14 protein-coding genes are annotated in these 16,403 nt (G+C 59.7%); 6 read left to right on the top strand and 8 right to left on the bottom strand.

The window, feature by feature from the left end; translation table 11 throughout:
* Positions 1-93 precede the first annotated feature (93 nt).
* Genes entF through fes form a run of 3 tightly spaced genes read right to left on the bottom strand, consistent with a single transcriptional unit; the run spans position 94 to position 5,373 of the window.
* The gene (gene entF / locus VPX56_RS06305; RefSeq protein WP_326470584.1) at positions 94-3,951 is read right to left on the bottom strand and encodes an enterobactin non-ribosomal peptide synthetase EntF; all 3,858 of its coding nucleotides are present in this window, start codon (positions 3,949-3,951) and stop codon (positions 94-96) included.
* Positions 3,948-4,160, bottom strand: a complete 213-nt coding sequence (locus VPX56_RS06300) for an MbtH family protein (RefSeq protein ID WP_326470582.1) — start codon at positions 4,158-4,160, stop codon at positions 3,948-3,950. The genes entF and VPX56_RS06300 overlap by 4 nt, the downstream gene beginning before the upstream one ends.
* A gap of 10 nt (positions 4,161-4,170) precedes the next feature.
* Positions 4,171-5,373 (bottom strand): enterochelin esterase, encoded by a 1,203-nt coding sequence (gene fes, locus VPX56_RS06295; RefSeq protein ID WP_326470580.1) that lies wholly within the window; start codon positions 5,371-5,373, stop codon positions 4,171-4,173.
* A 146-nt stretch (positions 5,374-5,519) separates the two neighbouring features.
* On the opposite strand from fes, the gene VPX56_RS06290 reads away from it, so the two are divergent.
* Complete coding sequence (locus VPX56_RS06290; protein WP_131633133.1) at positions 5,520-7,769, top strand: TonB-dependent siderophore receptor; 2,250 nt, start codon at positions 5,520-5,522, stop codon at positions 7,767-7,769.
* 61 nt (positions 7,770-7,830) lie between these two features.
* Positions 7,831-8,502 carry an enterobactin synthase subunit EntD gene (entD, locus tag VPX56_RS06285; protein WP_326470577.1) on the top strand — a complete coding sequence of 224 codons (672 nt, stop codon included), beginning with the start codon at positions 7,831-7,833 and terminating at the stop codon, positions 8,500-8,502.
* Here the strand turns inward: entD and VPX56_RS06280 are convergent.
* From VPX56_RS06280 to VPX56_RS06265, 4 genes are read right to left on the bottom strand one after another with little or no spacing between them, the layout of a single operon-like run.
* Complete coding sequence (locus tag VPX56_RS06280) at positions 8,456-9,295, bottom strand: metal ABC transporter permease (protein WP_131633135.1); 840 nt, start codon at positions 9,293-9,295, stop codon at positions 8,456-8,458. The two genes, entD and VPX56_RS06280, sit on opposite strands and share 47 nt — an antisense overlap.
* Complete coding sequence (gene sitC / locus VPX56_RS06275; RefSeq protein WP_326470575.1) at positions 9,292-10,140, bottom strand: iron/manganese ABC transporter permease subunit SitC; 849 nt, start codon at positions 10,138-10,140, stop codon at positions 9,292-9,294. The genes VPX56_RS06280 and sitC overlap by 4 nt, the downstream gene beginning before the upstream one ends.
* Positions 10,137-10,943, bottom strand: coding sequence for an iron/manganese ABC transporter ATP-binding protein SitB (gene sitB / locus VPX56_RS06270; RefSeq protein ID WP_326470573.1), 807 nt, complete (start codon positions 10,941-10,943; stop codon positions 10,137-10,139). The genes sitC and sitB overlap by 4 nt, the downstream gene beginning before the upstream one ends.
* Positions 10,944-10,945: 2 nt before the next feature.
* Entirely contained in the window at positions 10,946-11,857 is a 912-nt protein-coding gene (locus VPX56_RS06265; RefSeq protein ID WP_326470571.1) for a metal ABC transporter substrate-binding protein, read from the bottom strand.
* Positions 11,858-12,069: 212 nt separating this feature from the next.
* Here VPX56_RS06265 and VPX56_RS06260 point away from each other — a divergent pair, with 212 nt between their 5' ends.
* The 3 genes from VPX56_RS06260 to VPX56_RS06250 are packed head-to-tail and all read left to right on the top strand — an operon-like array spanning position 12,070 to position 13,480.
* Positions 12,070-12,630, top strand: a complete 561-nt coding sequence (locus tag VPX56_RS06260; protein WP_326470569.1) for a type IV secretion protein Rhs — start codon at positions 12,070-12,072, stop codon at positions 12,628-12,630.
* Complete coding sequence (locus VPX56_RS06255) at positions 12,627-12,983, top strand: putative T6SS immunity periplasmic lipoprotein (RefSeq protein ID WP_080327955.1); 357 nt, start codon at positions 12,627-12,629, stop codon at positions 12,981-12,983. The genes VPX56_RS06260 and VPX56_RS06255 overlap by 4 nt, the downstream gene beginning before the upstream one ends.
* The gene (locus VPX56_RS06250) at positions 12,983-13,480 is read left to right on the top strand and encodes an Hcp family type VI secretion system effector (RefSeq protein ID WP_131633139.1); all 498 of its coding nucleotides are present in this window, start codon (positions 12,983-12,985) and stop codon (positions 13,478-13,480) included. The genes VPX56_RS06255 and VPX56_RS06250 overlap by 1 nt, the downstream gene beginning before the upstream one ends.
* 169 nt (positions 13,481-13,649) lie before the next feature.
* On the opposite strand, the gene betT is transcribed toward VPX56_RS06250, so the two are convergent.
* Positions 13,650-15,683, bottom strand: a complete 2,034-nt coding sequence (gene betT, locus VPX56_RS06245) for a choline BCCT transporter BetT (protein ID WP_326470566.1) — start codon at positions 15,681-15,683, stop codon at positions 13,650-13,652.
* A 128-nt stretch (positions 15,684-15,811) separates the two neighbouring features.
* Between betT and betI the strand changes: the two genes are divergently transcribed.
* Positions 15,812-16,399 carry a transcriptional regulator BetI gene (gene betI / locus VPX56_RS06240; RefSeq protein ID WP_238459114.1) on the top strand — a complete coding sequence of 196 codons (588 nt, stop codon included), beginning with the start codon at positions 15,812-15,814 and terminating at the stop codon, positions 16,397-16,399.
* Positions 16,400-16,403: the final 4 nt, after the last annotated feature.

Raw genomic sequence — 16,403 nt, 5'->3', positions numbered from 1 at the left:
GTCCCCTCACCCTGACCCTCTCCCCAAAGGGGAGAGGGGACGATTACACCCTCTCCCCTTTGGGGAGAGGGCTGGGGTGAGGGGCTTTTGACCTTACCCCAATATCTCCTTCAACACCGGCCCTATCTTCTCAAACGCCTGCGGTGAAATGATATCCACGTGGGCGCAGTCCTGGCTGTACACCTCAAGCTCCGCCACCCACGGCGACCACGCAACCTGCGGATCCATCGTTCGCGTGCGCTCGGCGACGAACAGCGTCGCTTTGCCGTCAAACCTTGCGCTGTGCGCCGTGGTGAGCAACCGCACCGCGTCGGCGTAGTTACCTTCGATGGCGTTAAACAGCTCGCTGGAGCCCTGCCCCTGCTGAGCGGCGATAAACGCCTGACGCTCGCGCTCGATCTCCGCCAGCACCTCCGGATCGAGGCCGTTGGCCTCTTTCTCAGCCCAGTTTTGCGTTTCCGGCGGCCAGGTATCCAGCAGGCCAAGGAAGGCCACCTCCTCAGCCTGCTCGCTCAGACGGGCAGCAATCCCCTGCGCCAGCGTGCCGCCGAGGGAATAGCCGAACAGATAATACGGCCCCTGCGGCTGCTGCTTACGCAGCGTAGCCAGGTGGTGCTCAATCACCCCATCCAGATCCGCGCACTGCTGCATCGGCCCGTCGGGGCGCGGGGACTGAATGCCGGTAATCGACCAGCGCGGGCTGAGGTAGCGCGCAAGCACGCTAAACTGCCAGGCAAAGCCGGACGCCGGATGGAAGCAGAACAGCGTCGGGCCGTTACCTTCACGCAGCGGGAGAAGGGTTTCATACCCCAGCCGCTGCGCCTGCTCGTCGCTCATCTGCGAGTCCAGCAGCGCGCTGAGCTTGCTCACCGTCGAGGCGACCATAATCTGCCCCGGCGTCACCTTGCGGTCGAATGCGCGGCTTAGCTGCGCGGCCAGGCGCATCGCCAGCAGCGAGTGTCCGCCGAGGGCAAAGAAGTCGGCCTCAATATCGTTGACCTCGCAGCCCAGCAGGGCAGAAAACGCCTGCGCCACGGCGGATTCGGTTTCCGTCTCCGGCGCGCGGCCTGTGGTTTTGCTGGTCAACTCCGGCAGCGGCAGCGCCTTGCGGTCAAGCTTGCCGTTCGCGCTGAGCGGCAGCGCGCTGATTTGCAGCAGCACCACCGGCACCATGTGCGGCGGCAGCTGCGCTTTAAGGGATTCCAGCAGCGCGTCGCGGTCCAGCGGTAAGCCGGATTCAGAGACCACGTATCCCACCAGCTGGCGGGCATCGCCGCCGGTGGCCGCCGCCTGGTTGAACACGCAGGCGTGCGCCACGGCCTGGGCCACGTCCGGCAGCGACAGCATCGCCCGGTCGATTTCGCCCAGTTCGATGCGCTGGCCACGAATTTTCAGCTGATCGTCGCTGCGGCCGAGATATTCCACCGCGCCGTTGTCCAGCCAGCGGGCAACGTCGCCGGTGCGGTACATGCGCTCGCCGGGGGCAAACGGGTCGGCAATAAAGCGGCTGGCGGTAAGGTCCGGACGGCCCAGATACCCCTGCGCCAGCTGAATGCCGGTGAGATACAGATCCCCCGCCACGCCGAACGGCACCGGGCGCATCATCGCGTCCAGAATGCGCAGCCCCGTGTTCCACACCGGGAAGCCAATCGGCACGCTGTTGCCCTCCACCGCCGCCAGCTCGGGGCCAAACGCCGGATACCAGCTGACGTCCACCGCCGCTTCCGTTGGGCCATAAAGGTTGTGCAGCGGTGCACGGGTGAGCTGTTCCCACTCGCGGCACAGCTCGGTCGGCAGCGCTTCGCCGCTGCAGAACACCTGCTTAAGGGTGTTGCAGCACGCCGCGTTTTCCGGGGTCAGCGAGGCGACAAAGGCCGCCAGCATCGACGGCACGAAGTGGGTGGTGGTCACGCCGTACTGCGCAAAGAAGCTCTGCATCGCCTGCGGATCGCGGTGCGCGTCCGGCTCGGCCATCACCAGCTTCGCCCCGGCGATAAACGGCCACCAGAACTCCCACACCGACACGTCAAAGCTGCACGGCGTTTTCTGCGCCACCACGTCCGTCGCGTCCAGCGGGTAATGATCCTGCATCCACTTGAGACGGTTAACGATGGCGGTATGGCCGACCATGACCCCTTTCGGGCGGCCCGTCGAACCGGAGGTAAAGATGATGTACGCGGTCTGCTCCGGCGTCGCCAGCCGCAGCGGCTCAGCCTCCGCAGCCGGTAACAGTGTGTTGTAACTAAACGCCGTAATCGGCAGATCGCTGAAGCGCGGGAGCTGCTCGTCGGTGGTAATGAGCAGGGACGGCTTCGCGTCCTCCAGCATCATCCGCAGGCGGTCGTCCGGGTAGCCGGTGTCCAGCGGCAGCCACGCGGCACCCGCCTCGACGATGCCGTGCAGCGCCAGCGTCAGGAACACCGAGCGCGGGAGCGCCACCGCCACGCTGTCGCCCGGCTTAACGCCGCGCGCGCGCAGCAGGTTCGCCAGCGCGACGACCTGCTCGCGCATCTGACGATAGCTGAGCTCAATGTGCGCATCCGCCAGCGCGGGGGCGTCCGGCGTTTTGCTCGCCTGCTCCGCCACCAGCTCCGCAAGGGTGGTGGACGGCAGCGCCAGCCCGGTATCGTTGATGCGCGCCAGCTGGGCGTACTCCTGCTCAGAAACCGTTTCCACGTCGCCGCAGCGCAGGTCGGGGTTGGCCGCAAACTGCAGCAGCATCGCGTTCAGGCGCGCAACGTGGCGGGAAAGCGTCGCTTCGTCGTAGCGCTGTTTATTGGCGAGGATCTCAATGCTCAGGCCGCCCTGCTCGTCCGGGAACAGCGCCAGCTCCAGATCGTTCACCGGGCCGGTTGCCAGCGTGTGGGTGATGGCCTCCACGCCGTCGATATCCAGCTGATAATCGAACACCTTGACGTTCAGCACCGGGCCGAACAGCGCGTCTTCACCCGCGGCGCGCCCGCCGTCGCGCACAATCTGCTCGGCGTCGTAGCGCTGGTGACGGCGCATTTTTTTCAGCTGGTTCGCCAGGCGCAGCGCCAGCGCCGGCAGGCTCTCCTGCGGGTTAATATTCACCGCCAGCGGCAGCACGTTAAGCACCGGCCCCGTCGCGGTCAGCGCGGCGGACCCCATGCGGCGCATGAAGATAAACCCGGCGGCGTAGTCCAGCCGTCCGGTCAGGCGGCCCAGCCACAGCGCCACCAGCGCAAGGGCCAGATCGGTGCGCTGCGCCTGCCCTGCCGCCTGCACAAGCTGGCTGAAGGCGCGGCCGTCCATTGCAATTTTCAGGCGCAGGATATCGGTTGTTGCCGCGCGGCCCGGTAAAGGAGCAGCAGAAAGCGACACCGGAGAAGGAAGCTGCTTGCGCTGCTCCGCCCAGAAGGCACCGTCGCGCGCGTACGCCTCGCTGTCGCGATAGCGCTGATACTCTTCCACCACTTCCGAAAACGGGGTAAACGGGGAATCCGGCGTGTTCTCGCCGTTTTTCCAGGCTCGATAGATAGCGGCGATCTGGCGGGTAATCGCCGGGAAGCTGAAGCCATCCACCACCAGATGGTGATAGCGCTGATACCAGTACCAGCGGTTTTCCCCCACCTGAATCAGCTGGTGAAACGCCAGCGGCTGACCGCTGTCGACGCGCAGGTTCTGATTAAGATCGGCCTCCATCAGCGCCGCGGCAGCCGCATGGGAATCGACGCGAACGATGGACGGCTCCGGCAGCATCATGGACGCATCCACCCACTGCCACACCTCGCCGTTATCCTCAGCGAAGCGCATCCGCAGGGTATCGGCCTGCATCATGCCTTTAGCAATCGCTTTTGCCAGCAATGGCGCATCGATGTCGCCTTTCAGTTCGGTATAGTGCGCCACGCTCCAGGCGTTTGGCAGCGTGGAAAGCTGCTCCGCCATCCAGATACCCGGCTGGGCGGCGACAAGCGGAAGACGGTTCATGCTGCTTCCCCCGCAAAATGAGACGGTTCAAGCGTTTGCCAGTTTTCCGCCAGCCACTGCTGGCAGCCGTCCTGGGGCTGTGGCTCGCAGACTAAGCGCCAGCCTGCGGGCAGCTCGCACTGCTGCGGCCACAGGCTGTACTGCCCCTGGTCGTTACGCAAAATGGCGAACTGTCCCTGCGGATTATCGAAAGGATTGCTGAATTCCATACAGACTCCGTTAGTGAAAAAGCGGCTGCCAGAGGGCCATCAGCCCCTGCGTCAGCCCACCGCGCCAGCAAAGCGCATCGTGTCCGCCGTCAACCTGACGCCAGATAACCGGTTGCTGTGTGTGCTGTAGTTCGGCGTGAATCGCCTGATTTGCGCGAAAGATAAGCGGCTCGTTGCGCCCGGCCTCAAGGACGATGCGCAGCCCGCGTGCGGTTTTTTCACCCGCTTTAAGCTGCTCGATGAGCAGCCCGTCCTGCTGCGCGCCGCGGTGCGGCCACCAGTAGGAACCGGACTGGCTGAGCACGCAGCCAAAGCGCTGCGGCCAGTTGAGCCCTGCGTATAGCGCAGAAAGCCCGCCGAAGCTCTGTCCCGCCACGACGGTACGGTCGGCGCGGTCGCTGAACGGCGCGAGGTTTTTGACCTGCGGGAGAAGTTCTTCCTGCACCGCCAGCCAGAAATCGGGATTGCACGGCAGTTCGCGGCTGCGGTGCGCGGTATCAATCACGTCGATTAACACGTAGACCGCAGGCGGCAGTTTGCCTTCATGGGTGAGCGACGCCAGCGCGGGCCAGACGGGCATACTTTCGGCCCAGAACTGCCCGTCGAGCAGCACCGCAAGCGGGCGCTCGGGATCTTCATCACCGGTGGTAAAAATCCAGACGCGGCGACGGTTGCCCAGCCGCTCGCTGGTCCATTCGATGCAGACGGGCTTTTTGTATGGCGTATCCGGAGTGTTCCACCCCGGCTGTACCGGGGCCTCAGGCATTTCCAGCGCCGAGACGGCGTGACCGCGCCCGCCGCGCCAGCTCTGCGGATTCAGCGGGTCGGACACCGCGTGCGGCAAGAGTTTGCGCCAGCCTTCGCGCAGCGCCATGCGGTCCGGCCGCTCGCCTTCAAACACCGCGCTGGCAAAATCATTTTCGTTATCGGAGGGAATAAAACAGTAGCTGCCGCGCCATTCGGGGCTGAACTCGCCCTGCCACTGCCAGACGTCGGTATCCGGGATGCGTTCAAGGGACTGCGGACGCGCGTTTTGATGGTGATCGGTCACGCCGGTGATATAGAGCCAGACGCGCTTCACCGCCGACGTCGCCTGCGTTCCCGCCGGGTCCCGCCACCAGAAGGTGACGCGATAGCGCTCCTTCTCACGTTCCCATTCCGGCCCGCTTTTCGACTGCCACCACGCTTCACTTCCGGTTGTTAACGCCGTCACCCTTATAACCCCATGTTTAACAGTCTTTTTTGTTTCAGAGCAAATTTTATTGATAATATTATTGATAACTATTTGCATTTGCAATAGCGTAATGCCCGCGCTGTGGGAAGCGCGCTCATTAAATAACCATAAAAGCGGGACGTACAATGAATAAGAAGATTCACTCCCTGGCCTTGCTGGTCAACTTAGGGATTTACGGCGTCGCGCTGCCAGCGCTGGCAGACGACAACACCACCACCGCGCAGCACGAAGACACGATGGTGATCACCGCCGCCGAGCAGAACCTGCAGGCGCCGGGCGTGTCGACCATCACGGCCGATGAAATCCGTAAAAACCCGCCCGCTCGCGACGTGGCTGAAATCATCCGTACCATGCCGGGCGTTAACCTGACCGGTAACTCCACCAGCGGCCAGCGCGGCAACAACCGCCAGATCGACATCCGCGGCATGGGCCCGGAAAACACTCTTATTCTGATCGACGGCAAGCCGGTCACCAGCCGCAACTCCATCCGTCTGGGCTGGCGCGGCGAGCGCGACACCCGCGGCGATACCGGCTGGGTACCGCCGGAGATGATAGAGCGCATCGAAGTGATCCGTGGCCCGGCTGCGGCTCGCTACGGCAACGGTGCGGCAGGCGGCGTGGTCAATATCATCACGAAAAAATTCGACAACCAGTGGCACGGCTCCTGGAACACCTACCTGAACGCCCCGGAACACAAGGACGAAGGTTCCACCAAGCGCACCAACTTCAGCCTGAGCGGCCCGCTGGGCGGCGACTTCAGCTTCCGCATGTTCGGCAACCTGGATAAAACCCAGGCCGACGCGTGGGATATCAACCAGGGCCACCAGTCCGATCGTACCGGTGCCTACGCCGACACGCTGCCGGCTGGCCGCGAGGGTGTGGAAAACAAAGATATTAACGGCGTGGTGCGCTGGGACTTTGCGCCAATGCAGTCCCTCGAATTTGAAGCCGGCTACAGCCGACAGAACAACCTTTACGCGGGCGATACCCAGAACACCAACAACGACAACAGCTCCAACGGCCTGGTGAAGAAGAACTACGGTAAAGAGACTAACCGTATTTATCGTCAGAACTTTGCGGTGACATGGAACGGCGGCTGGGATAACGGTATCACCACCAGCAGCTGGGCGCAGTACGAGCACACCCGCAACTCCCGCCTGGGCGAAGGGCTGGCGGGCGGTCTGGAAGGATTGTTCAACAGCAATAAATTCACCGACACCGACCTAGCCGACGTGATGCTGCACAGTGAAATCAACCTGCCGATCGATTTCCTCGTCAACCAGAACCTGACGCTGGGCACCGAGTGGAACCAGCAGCGCATGAAGGATTCCACCTCCAATACCCAAACCCAGCAGGGCGGCGCCATCCCGGGCATGAGCGACGACCGCAGCCCGTACTCCTCGGCGGAGATTTTCTCCCTGTTCGCCGAGAACAACATGGAGCTGACCGACAGCACCATGCTGACCCCGGCGCTGCGCTTCGACCATCATACGATTGTGGGTAACAACTGGAGCCCGTCCCTGAACCTGTCGCAGGGTCTTGGCGATGACTTCACACTGAAGATGGGCATCGCGCGCGCTTATAAAGCCCCGAGCCTGTATCAGACCAACCCGAACTACCTGCTGTACAGCAAAGGCCAGGGCTGCTACGCCAGCTCCGACGGCGTGGGCTGCTACATGATGGGTAACGACGACCTGAAGGCCGAAACCAGCATTAACAAGGAGATTGGCCTGGAGTGGAAGCACGACGGCTGGCTGGCGGGCGTGACCTGGTTCCGCAACGACTATCGCGACAAGATTGAAGCGGGCTACGCGCCGATTGGCCAGACGTCTACCAGCAAGGTCACCACCGATATTTACCAGTGGGAAAACGTGCCGAAGGCCGTCGTTGAAGGTCTGGAAGGCTCCCTGAACGTGCCGGTCAGCGACACGATCAACTGGACCAACAACATCACCTACATGCTGCAGAGCAAGAACAAGGAGACCGGCGACCGTCTGTCAATCATTCCTGAGTACACGCTGAACTCTACCCTGAGCTGGCAGGTTCATCAGGACGTGTCGCTCCAGTCGACCTTCACCTGGTACGGCAAGCAGCAGCCGAAGAAGTACAACTACAAAGGTCAGCCTGTGACCGGGTCTGAGAAAGATGAAGTTAGCCCGTACAGCATCGTTGGCCTGAGCGCGACCTGGGACGTGACCAAAAACGTCAGCCTGACCGGCGGGATTGATAACGTCTTCGACAAGCGCCAGTGGCGCGCGGGTAATGCCCAGACCACGGGTAACACCACGACGGGCGCGTATATGTACGGTGCGGGTGCCTACACGTATAATGAACCGGGTCGTACCTGGTATATGAGCGTGAATACGCATTTTTAAGGCACTGAAGTCAATCCACCCTCTCCCCTACGGGGAGAGGTTCAGGGTGAGGGGGAAAACCATGCACACAGCCTACAGCACATTTTCCCTCGCAGGCCTCACCCTTCATCACATCACCTTCGACCCCGCCACCTTCAGCGACGCCGATCTTATCTGGCTCCCCCATCACGCGCAGCTATCGCACGCCGGGCGCAAACGCAAGGCTGACCACCTGGCAGGCCGCATCGCCGCCGCGCATGCATTACCTGACCACGCCGTCCCCGGGATCGGCCCCAGCGGCGAACCGATCTGGCCGGACGGTATCTCCGGCAGCATCACCCACAGCGGCACGCGGGCGATGGCCGTCGTCACGCAACACCCTGCGCTAATCGGCATCGATTGTGAAACGATCCTCCCCGAAAACGAAGCCCTGGAAATCAAAGACGGCATCATCGATGCGCAGGAAGAGGCCGTGCTTTCACGCTCCGGCTACCCGTTTGCCCTCGCCCTGACGCTGGTTTTCAGCGCCAAAGAGAGCCTGTTTAAGGCTCTCTTCCCGAAGGTGAAGTCATATATGGGATTTGACAGCGCCCGCATCACGATGCTCGATAAAGAGACGCTGATGCTGGCGCTGACCCGTCCGCTGACGGGGTTTGACGAAGGCACCGCCTTCACGCTTCACTGGCTACACAACGGCGATGGGGTTATCACCCTGCTGTCACGTTCTCCTGCCGACGGGCCTTCGCGCTGGTGACCGCAAACGTCACGATAAACACCGCTGCAAACAGCACCACAATGGTCGGCGCGGGCGCGCTGTCGAGATAAAACGACGCATACACGCCGCTCACCGACACGAGGGCTGAAACCGCTACCGCGACCAGCAGCGCCATGTGGAAGCGCCGGGTGATCAGCACCGCCACCGCGCCGGGCGCAATCAGCAGCGAGATCGACAGAATAATCCCCACCGCCTTCAATGTCGCCACGATGGTGAGCGAAACCATGCACAGCAGGCCGTAGTGCAGCCAGCGGGTGCGCAGGCCGCTCGCCTGCGCCTGCTGATAATCAAAGCAGAACAGCAGAAAGTCGCGCCACTTCAGGCCAATCACCAGCGCGATCAGCCCCGCCACGATCCCGCTTTGCAGAATATCCATCCCGTTAATGCCCAGCATATCGCCGAACAGAATGTGGTCGAGATGCACCTCGGGCTTGACGGCGATATAGAGGATCAGGCCCGCGCCGAACATGCCGGAAAAAACGATCCCCATGACCGTATCCTGCTTGATTCGGCTGTTATCCTTCAGGTATCCGGTGGCGATTGCGCAGAACAGCCCGGCCACAAACGCGCCCAGCGCCAGCGGCAGGCCCATCATCCACGCCAGCACGACGCCGGGGAACACCGCGTGGCTCATGGCGTCGCCCATCAGCGCCCAGCCTTTCAGCACCAGGAATACCGACAGCAGCGCGCAGGGCACGGCCACCAGGAGTGAAATCAGCAGCGCGTTGTTCATAAACGCAAACTGGAAGGGTTCAAGGAGCAGCGCCATCATGAGCGTGCCTCCCGCGCGCGGCGGCGGCTGGCGAGCAGCCCGTGCTTCGGCGCAAAGACCAACGCCAGCAGGAACAGCAGCGTCTGGGCGACCACGATAATGCCGCCGGTCGCGCCGTCCAGATAGTAGCTGGCCCACGCGCCGAGGAAGCTGGTGATGCTGCCAATGGCGACGGCAATCACCAGCAGGCGCGGAAAGCGGTCGGTGAGCAGCCACGCGGTCGCGCCGGGGGTGACCACCAGACAGATCACCAGAAACGCGCCGACGGTTTGCAGCGCCGCCACGGTGGAGACCGCCAGCAGGGTAAAGAAAAGAATCTTCAGGCGTTCAGGACGCAGGCCGATGGCGCGGGCGTGGTTCTCATCAAAAAAGGTCACCATCAGATCTTTCCATTTGAACAGCAGGATAACCATCGACACCACGCCGATAATCGCCAGCTGGACGATATCCTCCGGGGCGATAGCCAGAATATTGCCGAGCACGATGGTCTGAATATTCACCGAGGTCGGATTGAGCGAGACCATAAACAGCCCCAGCCCGAAAAAGGAGGAGAAGATCAGCCCGATGATGGCGTCCTCCTTCAGGCGGCTGCGCTGGTTGAGAAACAGCATACTGCCCGCCGCCAGCCCGCCCGAGAGGAACGCCCCCAGCGAGAACGGCAGCCCGAGCATGTAGGCTCCCGCCACGCCGGGCACGATGGAGTGCGACAGCGCATCGCCGATCAGCGACCAGCCTTTAAGCATCAGGTAGCAGGAGAGAAACGCGCACAGCCCGCCCACCATCGCCGAGACCCACATCGCGTTGAGCATGTACTCGTAGCCGAAGGGTTCCAGAAGCGCGTTCATTTGGCCTCCTGACGGTGCGTCACGAAGGGGCGCTCGTCGTCGGTAATAATGCGATCCTCCGAGCCGCTGAGCACCACGTGGCGCAGCACGCCGCTAAAGGCGCGCTCGAGATTTTCGGCGGTAAAGGTGGTTTCCGTCGGGCCGCTCGCCAGCACGGTGCCTTTGACCATCACCGTGTAATCGCAGAATTCCGTAACCGAGCCCAGATTGTGGGTCGAGACCAGCATCGTTTTGCCCTCGTCGCGCAGCTCTCGAAGCAGGCTGATGATCCTGGCTTCGGTTTTGACGTCCACGCCGGTAAACGGCTCGTCGAGCAGGATCACCTCACCCTGCGGGGCAATCGCCCGGGCCAGAAACACGCGCTTCTTCTGTCCGCCGGACAGCTCGCCAATCTGCCGATGGCGCAGCTCGAGCATATCCACGCGCTTCAGGGCGTCGGTCACGATTTGTCTGTCGCGATCTTTGGGCCGACGCAGAAACCCCATGTGCCCGTAGCGGCCCATCATCACCACGTCTTCGACCAGCACCGGAAACGACCAGTCAACCTCTTCCGACTGCGGCACGTAGGCGACCAGGTTCTGGCGCAGCGCCCGGTGAGGCGGTAGTCCGAGAATGGAGATAGTGCCGCTCGCCGCGCGCACGAAGCCCATCACCGCCTTGAACAGCGTGGACTTGCCGGAACCGTTCACCCCAACCAGGGCGGCAATCGATCCGCCCGGCACGCTGAACGACGCGTCGCGCAGCGCCGTGTGGCCGTTGCGGTAGGTCACGGTCACGTCTGAGACAACAATCCCCTCGTGCATGGTTACTCCTTCATGCCGTCACGGATGCCCTGCACCAGCGTGCGGGTGGTGACGTTCAGCAGATCGATATAGGTCGGCACCGGGCCGTTTTCCGCGCTCAGGGAGTCGACATACAGCACGCCGCCGTAGCGGGCGTCGGTTTCCCGCGCCACCTGCCGCGCGGGCTTATCGGAAACCGTGCTTTCGCTGAACACCGCCGGGATATGATGTTTTTTCACCAGGTCGATTACCTTGCGCACCTGCTGAGGCGTGCCCTGCTGATCGGCGTTGATCGGCCACAGGTAAAGCTCTTTCATCCCCAGATCCCGCGCAAGATAGGAGAAGGCACCTTCGCTGGTCACCATCCAGCGCTTGTCTTCGGGGATCTCCGCAACCTGCTTGCGCAGCGGTTCGAGAGTGGCGGTGATCGTCTGCTTGTAAGCTTCAGCGTTGCGCTGATACGTCTGCGCGTTGGCCGGATCGTACTTAATCAATGCGTCGCGGATGTTATCGACGTAAATCAGGGCGTTGTCCGGCGACATCCACGCGTGCGGGTTGGGCTTGCCGTTATACGGCCCTTCGCTAATCCCCATCGGCATAATGCCCCTGGTAACAATCACCTCCGGCACGCCGTTCAGGTGCTGATAAAAGCGCTGGAACCACAGCTCCAGATTCATGCCGTTCGCCAGGATCAGCTGCGCCTTCTGCGCGCGTTTGATATCACCCGGCGTGGGCTGGTACTCGTGAATTTCAGCGCCCGGCCTGGTAATGGACGTCACGTCTGCGGCCTCACCCGCCACATTTTTCGCCATATCCGCGATAACGGTAAAGGTGGTGATAACCTGAAACTTTTCAGCCGCCAGCGCGCCCGTAGTGGTCGCGGTCATGAGCAGCGCGCCGAGCAACAGACGCATAATTCCTTGCCGTGGGTGCATCGCAGAAGTCTCCTGAGGTGATTAAATTCAAAGCAAAATTAGCCCGTGCTATAAGGTATAGCACAGGCTATATTTAAATGAAAATGGTTATCATTAAAGTTGTGTCAATGAGCGCTGCCATCCGGGAGTTTTAGGAAAAGTGCGTTCTTTTTTCTCTGCCGCTCAGGCGTATGATTTACGGTCAATATCCATATTAAATAAAGGGAATTGACATGCCCGTTAACGAAAGGATTCATCCCACATCGGGAACCCCGATTAATCCGGGAGGGGTCCGACAGCTCACGATTGGTGAAATCGCCCTGGCGAAGACGCTTTACGGTTACAGCATTCGCTATCATCTGGTTTGGGTGCACAGGGAAAGCTATCTTCCTTTTAATTTGCAACCTGTAAATGTAGCGATGACTCCTAACGGGGAAATGTGGTTTAGAGAAGACACATATTCCCCAGATTTTTCATTAGAAAAATTGTTAGATAAAAAACACCTATTCATGCATGAAATGATGCACGTATGGCAAGCCCAAAAAAGGATGTTTGTCAGAACAAGGGGATTATTCTCTGGTATTGCTGATTACTACTATAGCTTAGATAAAGTAGATCTATTGCATTATGGATTAGAACAGCAAGCATCGATCGTAAGTGATTACTGGCTATTACAATTTTATGGCTTTGAAAAATATAAATTCCTGCCAAAATATCGGGATATTAATTCGAATGAACCCGTATATTCTCTGCTTCACAAATATAAAAACATTCTACAAGGATTCCCAGGATGAAAACTATAACGCTCATCTCACCATTATGTATTCTCCTGACGGGATGTCCTGGATGCCCCCCGTTGTCTCATCCCAGAGCTACTTTTATTGATGGAAACCATGTTTGCTTTAGTATTGATAAAAAAGATGTCGTGAACTATTACACCATTGATTCCAGCAAAGGTCCCGACATTACAACTATCACAAGTTCAGGAAGTAATAAACTCAGTTGGTCTTATCCTAATAGTTGCATAGATGTGAAATGGGAGTATGGCTATACGTATGTTATTAGCTACGGTTTAAATAATAAAAATTATCATCACGAATTCTTTATTGATAATGACGGACAGCTTACTCATTTAGGAGGGTTATAATGTCATTACCCGCTTACTTATTTCTCTACGATGAGAACGGAATGCTCATTCAGGGCGACTGTATGATGCCAGGCCGGGAAGGTGCTATCGAAATTATGAACAGCAGTTACGGCATAAGGCAGGCAGTAGACAGCCATACCGGGAATATGACTGGTACACGGCAGCATGGTCCGGTTACCGTGCATAAGGAATTAGATAAAGTGAGTCCTTATCTTGCCGTTGCCACCTGCGAGGGCAGACGCCTGCAAAAAGCCATTATCAAATATTATGAAATTGCTGAAGCGGGAGCAGAAAGAGAGATCTACACCATTACGCTTGATAGCGTGGTGATCTCATCTCTGGACTTCACGCATGTTTATTACCCCGGCAGCTCAGCGCCGAATATGCATGAAGTGGTTGGACTTAGATTCCGGGGCATACAGTGGAATTATGTGCAAGGCAATATTCTTTATGGCGACGCATGGATGAAACCCGCGCAGAAAGAAACAATCAAATGATAACTATAAATGAAGACGTGATTGCCCTTTAAACGCATTGCACAATGAATGCCTGATGGCGCTTCGCTTATCAGGCCTACGGTAAACCGATTTTGTAGGCCGGGTAAGGCATCGCCGCCACCCGGCTTGAGGGCAACGGCGATGCCTTTATACGTTTTCAGATTGAGTTTTACACATCCGGGAACATCACGCTGTTCCCCGGCGCTTCCCTGTGCAGGTGGATAAAGTTCAGGTGCCGCTCGTACTGGTCCAGAATGTCCGTAATCACCTGCTCCTTGCTGTAGTCCATCAAATCATTCCCCTGGCTTCCTTCCAGCAGGAAGGTCTCCAGCCGGTAGTAGGTCGACTTCCCGCTGCGCGCCCGGTAGGTAAAGCCGGGAACCGAATACTGCTGCGGCCAGATCTGATAGACAAAGTTCTGCTCGTCGCCCATGTGCACCAGCAGATCCAGGTGCCCCAGGTTCTCGCCCTCGTCCGGCGGCAGGTTTTTCAGCTCCACGTAGGCACCGCGCAGCTTCAGCTCCTGCGCCACCTCCTGCATTGCCGGGTAACACACCGTCTCCATCATCTGTCGGGTATAGCGCGTGCCGGGGTAGTTCATCAGGCGTGAGAGGCGTTTCTTCCAGCTCAGTCTGTCCTGCGCCCCCAGCGGCCGCGGCGCGGTGTCGCGGCTGGCGCTTTCGCGGCGGTAATCTTCTACCTTGAGCGATTTATACAGCCCGGCCATCACGAAGAAGATCACGAAGCTGAACGGCAGACCCATGATCACCGTGGTGTTCTGCAGCGCAGAGATACCGTTGGTCATCAGCATGCCGAGCGTCAGCAGGCCGATGGCGACGGACCAGAAGATGCGCAGCCAGTTCGGCGCGTCGCTGTTGATGTCCTTCAGCTTCGAGGTGAAGTTCCCCAACACCAGCGCGCCGGAATCCGCCGAGGTGACGTAGAACAGCAGGCCGGTGATGGTCGCCACCGAGGCGCTAAAGGTGAACGCCGGGTACTGCGCCAGCAGGCTGTAGAAGCCGCGCTCCGGGTGCGCCATCGCTTCCTGCGCGAAGGTTGCATTGCCATGAATGATCTCGTGCAGCGCGCTGTTTCCGAACACCGACAACCACAGCAGGGTAAAGGTGAACGGGATAATCAGCGTGCCCATCACAAACTGACGGATGGTGCGGCCACGCGAAATGCGCGCGAGGAACAGGCCGACAAACGGCGACCACGCCACCCACCACGCCCAGAAGAACAGCGTCCAGTTGTTCATCCACTCTACCGGGCGGTCAAAGGCGAAGCTGTTCAGCGTCATGCCCATAAAGCGGTTCACGTAGTCGCCCACGTTCAGCACCAAGGCATTGAGCAGGAACGAGGTGTCGCCCATAAACAGCACGAACAGGATCAGGCCCAGCGCCAGCGCCACGTTCAGCTCGGACAGCACGCGGATGCCTTTATCCACGCCCGACGTCACCGAGATGGTGGCGATAATGACGGAGAGCGCAATCAGCGCCGCCTTGGCCGCCATCGAATCCGGGATATCAAACAACACGCTCAGCCCGTAGTTGAGCTGCACCACGCCAATCCCGAGCGTCGTCGCAATACCGAAGATGGTGCCGATCACCGCCGCAATGTCGACGCTGTGGCCAATCGGGCCGTTAATCTTTTTACCGAAGATCGGGTAAAGCGCGGAGCGGATGGTGAGGGGCAAATTATAACGATAGCTAAAGTATCCGAGCGCCATGCCCATCAGGGCGTACATCGACCAGCCCGTCAGGCCGTAGTGGAACAGCGTCCAGACCATCGCCTGACGCGCGGCCTCCATCGTCTGCCCTGCCCCTTCCGGCGGCTGCATATACTGCGTGACCGGTTCCGCCACGGAGAAGAACATCAGGTCGATGCCGATGCCGGCGGCAAACAGCATTGCGGCCCAGCTCAGCAGGCTGAACTCCGGCTTGGACTGCTCCGGCCCGAGCTTCACCGAACCGAAGCGCGAGCAGGCAATGCAGACCACGAAGACAATATAGAGCGTCGCGGCCAGCAGATAGTACCAGCCGAAGGTCTTCGACACCCAGTTCAGGGTGCGCCCAATCCACTCGGCAGAAAAATCACGAAAGAAGATCGTCGTCAGGGAAAACAACAAAATCAGCCCGGCGGAAGTATAAAAAACGACCGGGTTGATTTTGTCTTTTTCTCTGTCCTGTGAAAGGTCTGTCATCCAGTATCCCCACTGTTTTTGTAACTATTGAAATCCAAAACCGCAACAATTAAGACACATTTTATATTGAACGTCCAATCAAAAACCGCTTTAATGTATTACCAACGCTGATGAATGGAGTGGCAAAAATGCCCAAAGTGGGGATGCAGCCGATCCGGCGCAGGCAGCTAATCGATGCCACGCTGGAAGCAATAAATGAGGTGGGTATGCATGACGCGACGATCGCGCAGATCGCCCGTCGGGCGGGCGTTTCCACGGGGATCATCAGCCACTACTTCAAAGACAAAAACGGTCTGCTGGAAGCGACCATGCGCGACATCACCGGCCAGCTTCGCGACGCGGTATTGAGCCGCCTGCACGCCCTGCCGGACGGCAGCGCGGAGCAGCGATTGCAGGCGATTGTCGGCGGCAATTTTGATGAAACCCAGACCAGCGGCGCGGCCATGAAGGCCTGGCTGGCCTTCTGGGCGAGCAGCATGCACCAGCCGATGCTCTACCGCCTGCAGCAGGTGAGCAGCCGCCGTCTGCTGTCGAATCTGGTGTACGAGTTTCGCCGCGAACTGCCGCGCGAGCAGGCCGAAGAGGCGGGCTACGGGCTGGCGGCGCTGATCGACGGGCTATGGCTGCGCGCCGCGCTGAGCGGAAAGCCGCTGGATAAAACCCTGGCGCAATCGCTCACCAGCCACTTTATCAGCCAGCATTTACCGACCGACTAACCGA

This window comes from Enterobacter wuhouensis (assembly GCF_035835995.1).
Classification (GTDB): domain Bacteria; phylum Pseudomonadota; class Gammaproteobacteria; order Enterobacterales; family Enterobacteriaceae; genus Enterobacter; species Enterobacter wuhouensis.
This window is presented reverse-complemented; position numbering and strand designations above follow the sequence as displayed.

Bases quoted from the DNA above. Each gene is read 5' to 3' on its own strand.
- entF (WP_326470584.1), bottom strand. From the start codon at position 3,951: ATGAACCGTCTTCCGCTTGTCGCCGCCCAGCCGGGTATCTGGATGGCG.
- VPX56_RS06300 (WP_326470582.1), bottom strand. From the start codon at position 4,160: ATGGAATTCAGCAATCCTTTCGATAATCCGCAGGGACAGTTCGCCATT.
- VPX56_RS06290 (WP_131633133.1), top strand. From the start codon at position 5,520: ATGAATAAGAAGATTCACTCCCTGGCCTTGCTGGTCAACTTAGGGATT.
- entD (WP_326470577.1), top strand. From the start codon at position 7,831: ATGCACACAGCCTACAGCACATTTTCCCTCGCAGGCCTCACCCTTCAT.
- VPX56_RS06280 (WP_131633135.1), bottom strand. From the start codon at position 9,295: ATGATGGCGCTGCTCCTTGAACCCTTCCAGTTTGCGTTTATGAACAAC.
- sitC (WP_326470575.1), bottom strand. From the start codon at position 10,140: ATGAACGCGCTTCTGGAACCCTTCGGCTACGAGTACATGCTCAACGCG.
- sitB (WP_326470573.1), bottom strand. From the start codon at position 10,943: ATGCACGAGGGGATTGTTGTCTCAGACGTGACCGTGACCTACCGCAAC.
- VPX56_RS06265 (WP_326470571.1), bottom strand. From the start codon at position 11,857: ATGCACCCACGGCAAGGAATTATGCGTCTGTTGCTCGGCGCGCTGCTC.
- VPX56_RS06260 (WP_326470569.1), top strand. From the start codon at position 12,070: ATGCCCGTTAACGAAAGGATTCATCCCACATCGGGAACCCCGATTAAT.
- VPX56_RS06255 (WP_080327955.1), top strand. From the start codon at position 12,627: ATGAAAACTATAACGCTCATCTCACCATTATGTATTCTCCTGACGGGA.
- VPX56_RS06250 (WP_131633139.1), top strand. From the start codon at position 12,983: ATGTCATTACCCGCTTACTTATTTCTCTACGATGAGAACGGAATGCTC.
- betT (WP_326470566.1), bottom strand. From the start codon at position 15,683: ATGACAGACCTTTCACAGGACAGAGAAAAAGACAAAATCAACCCGGTC.
- betI (WP_238459114.1), top strand. From the start codon at position 15,812: ATGCCCAAAGTGGGGATGCAGCCGATCCGGCGCAGGCAGCTAATCGAT.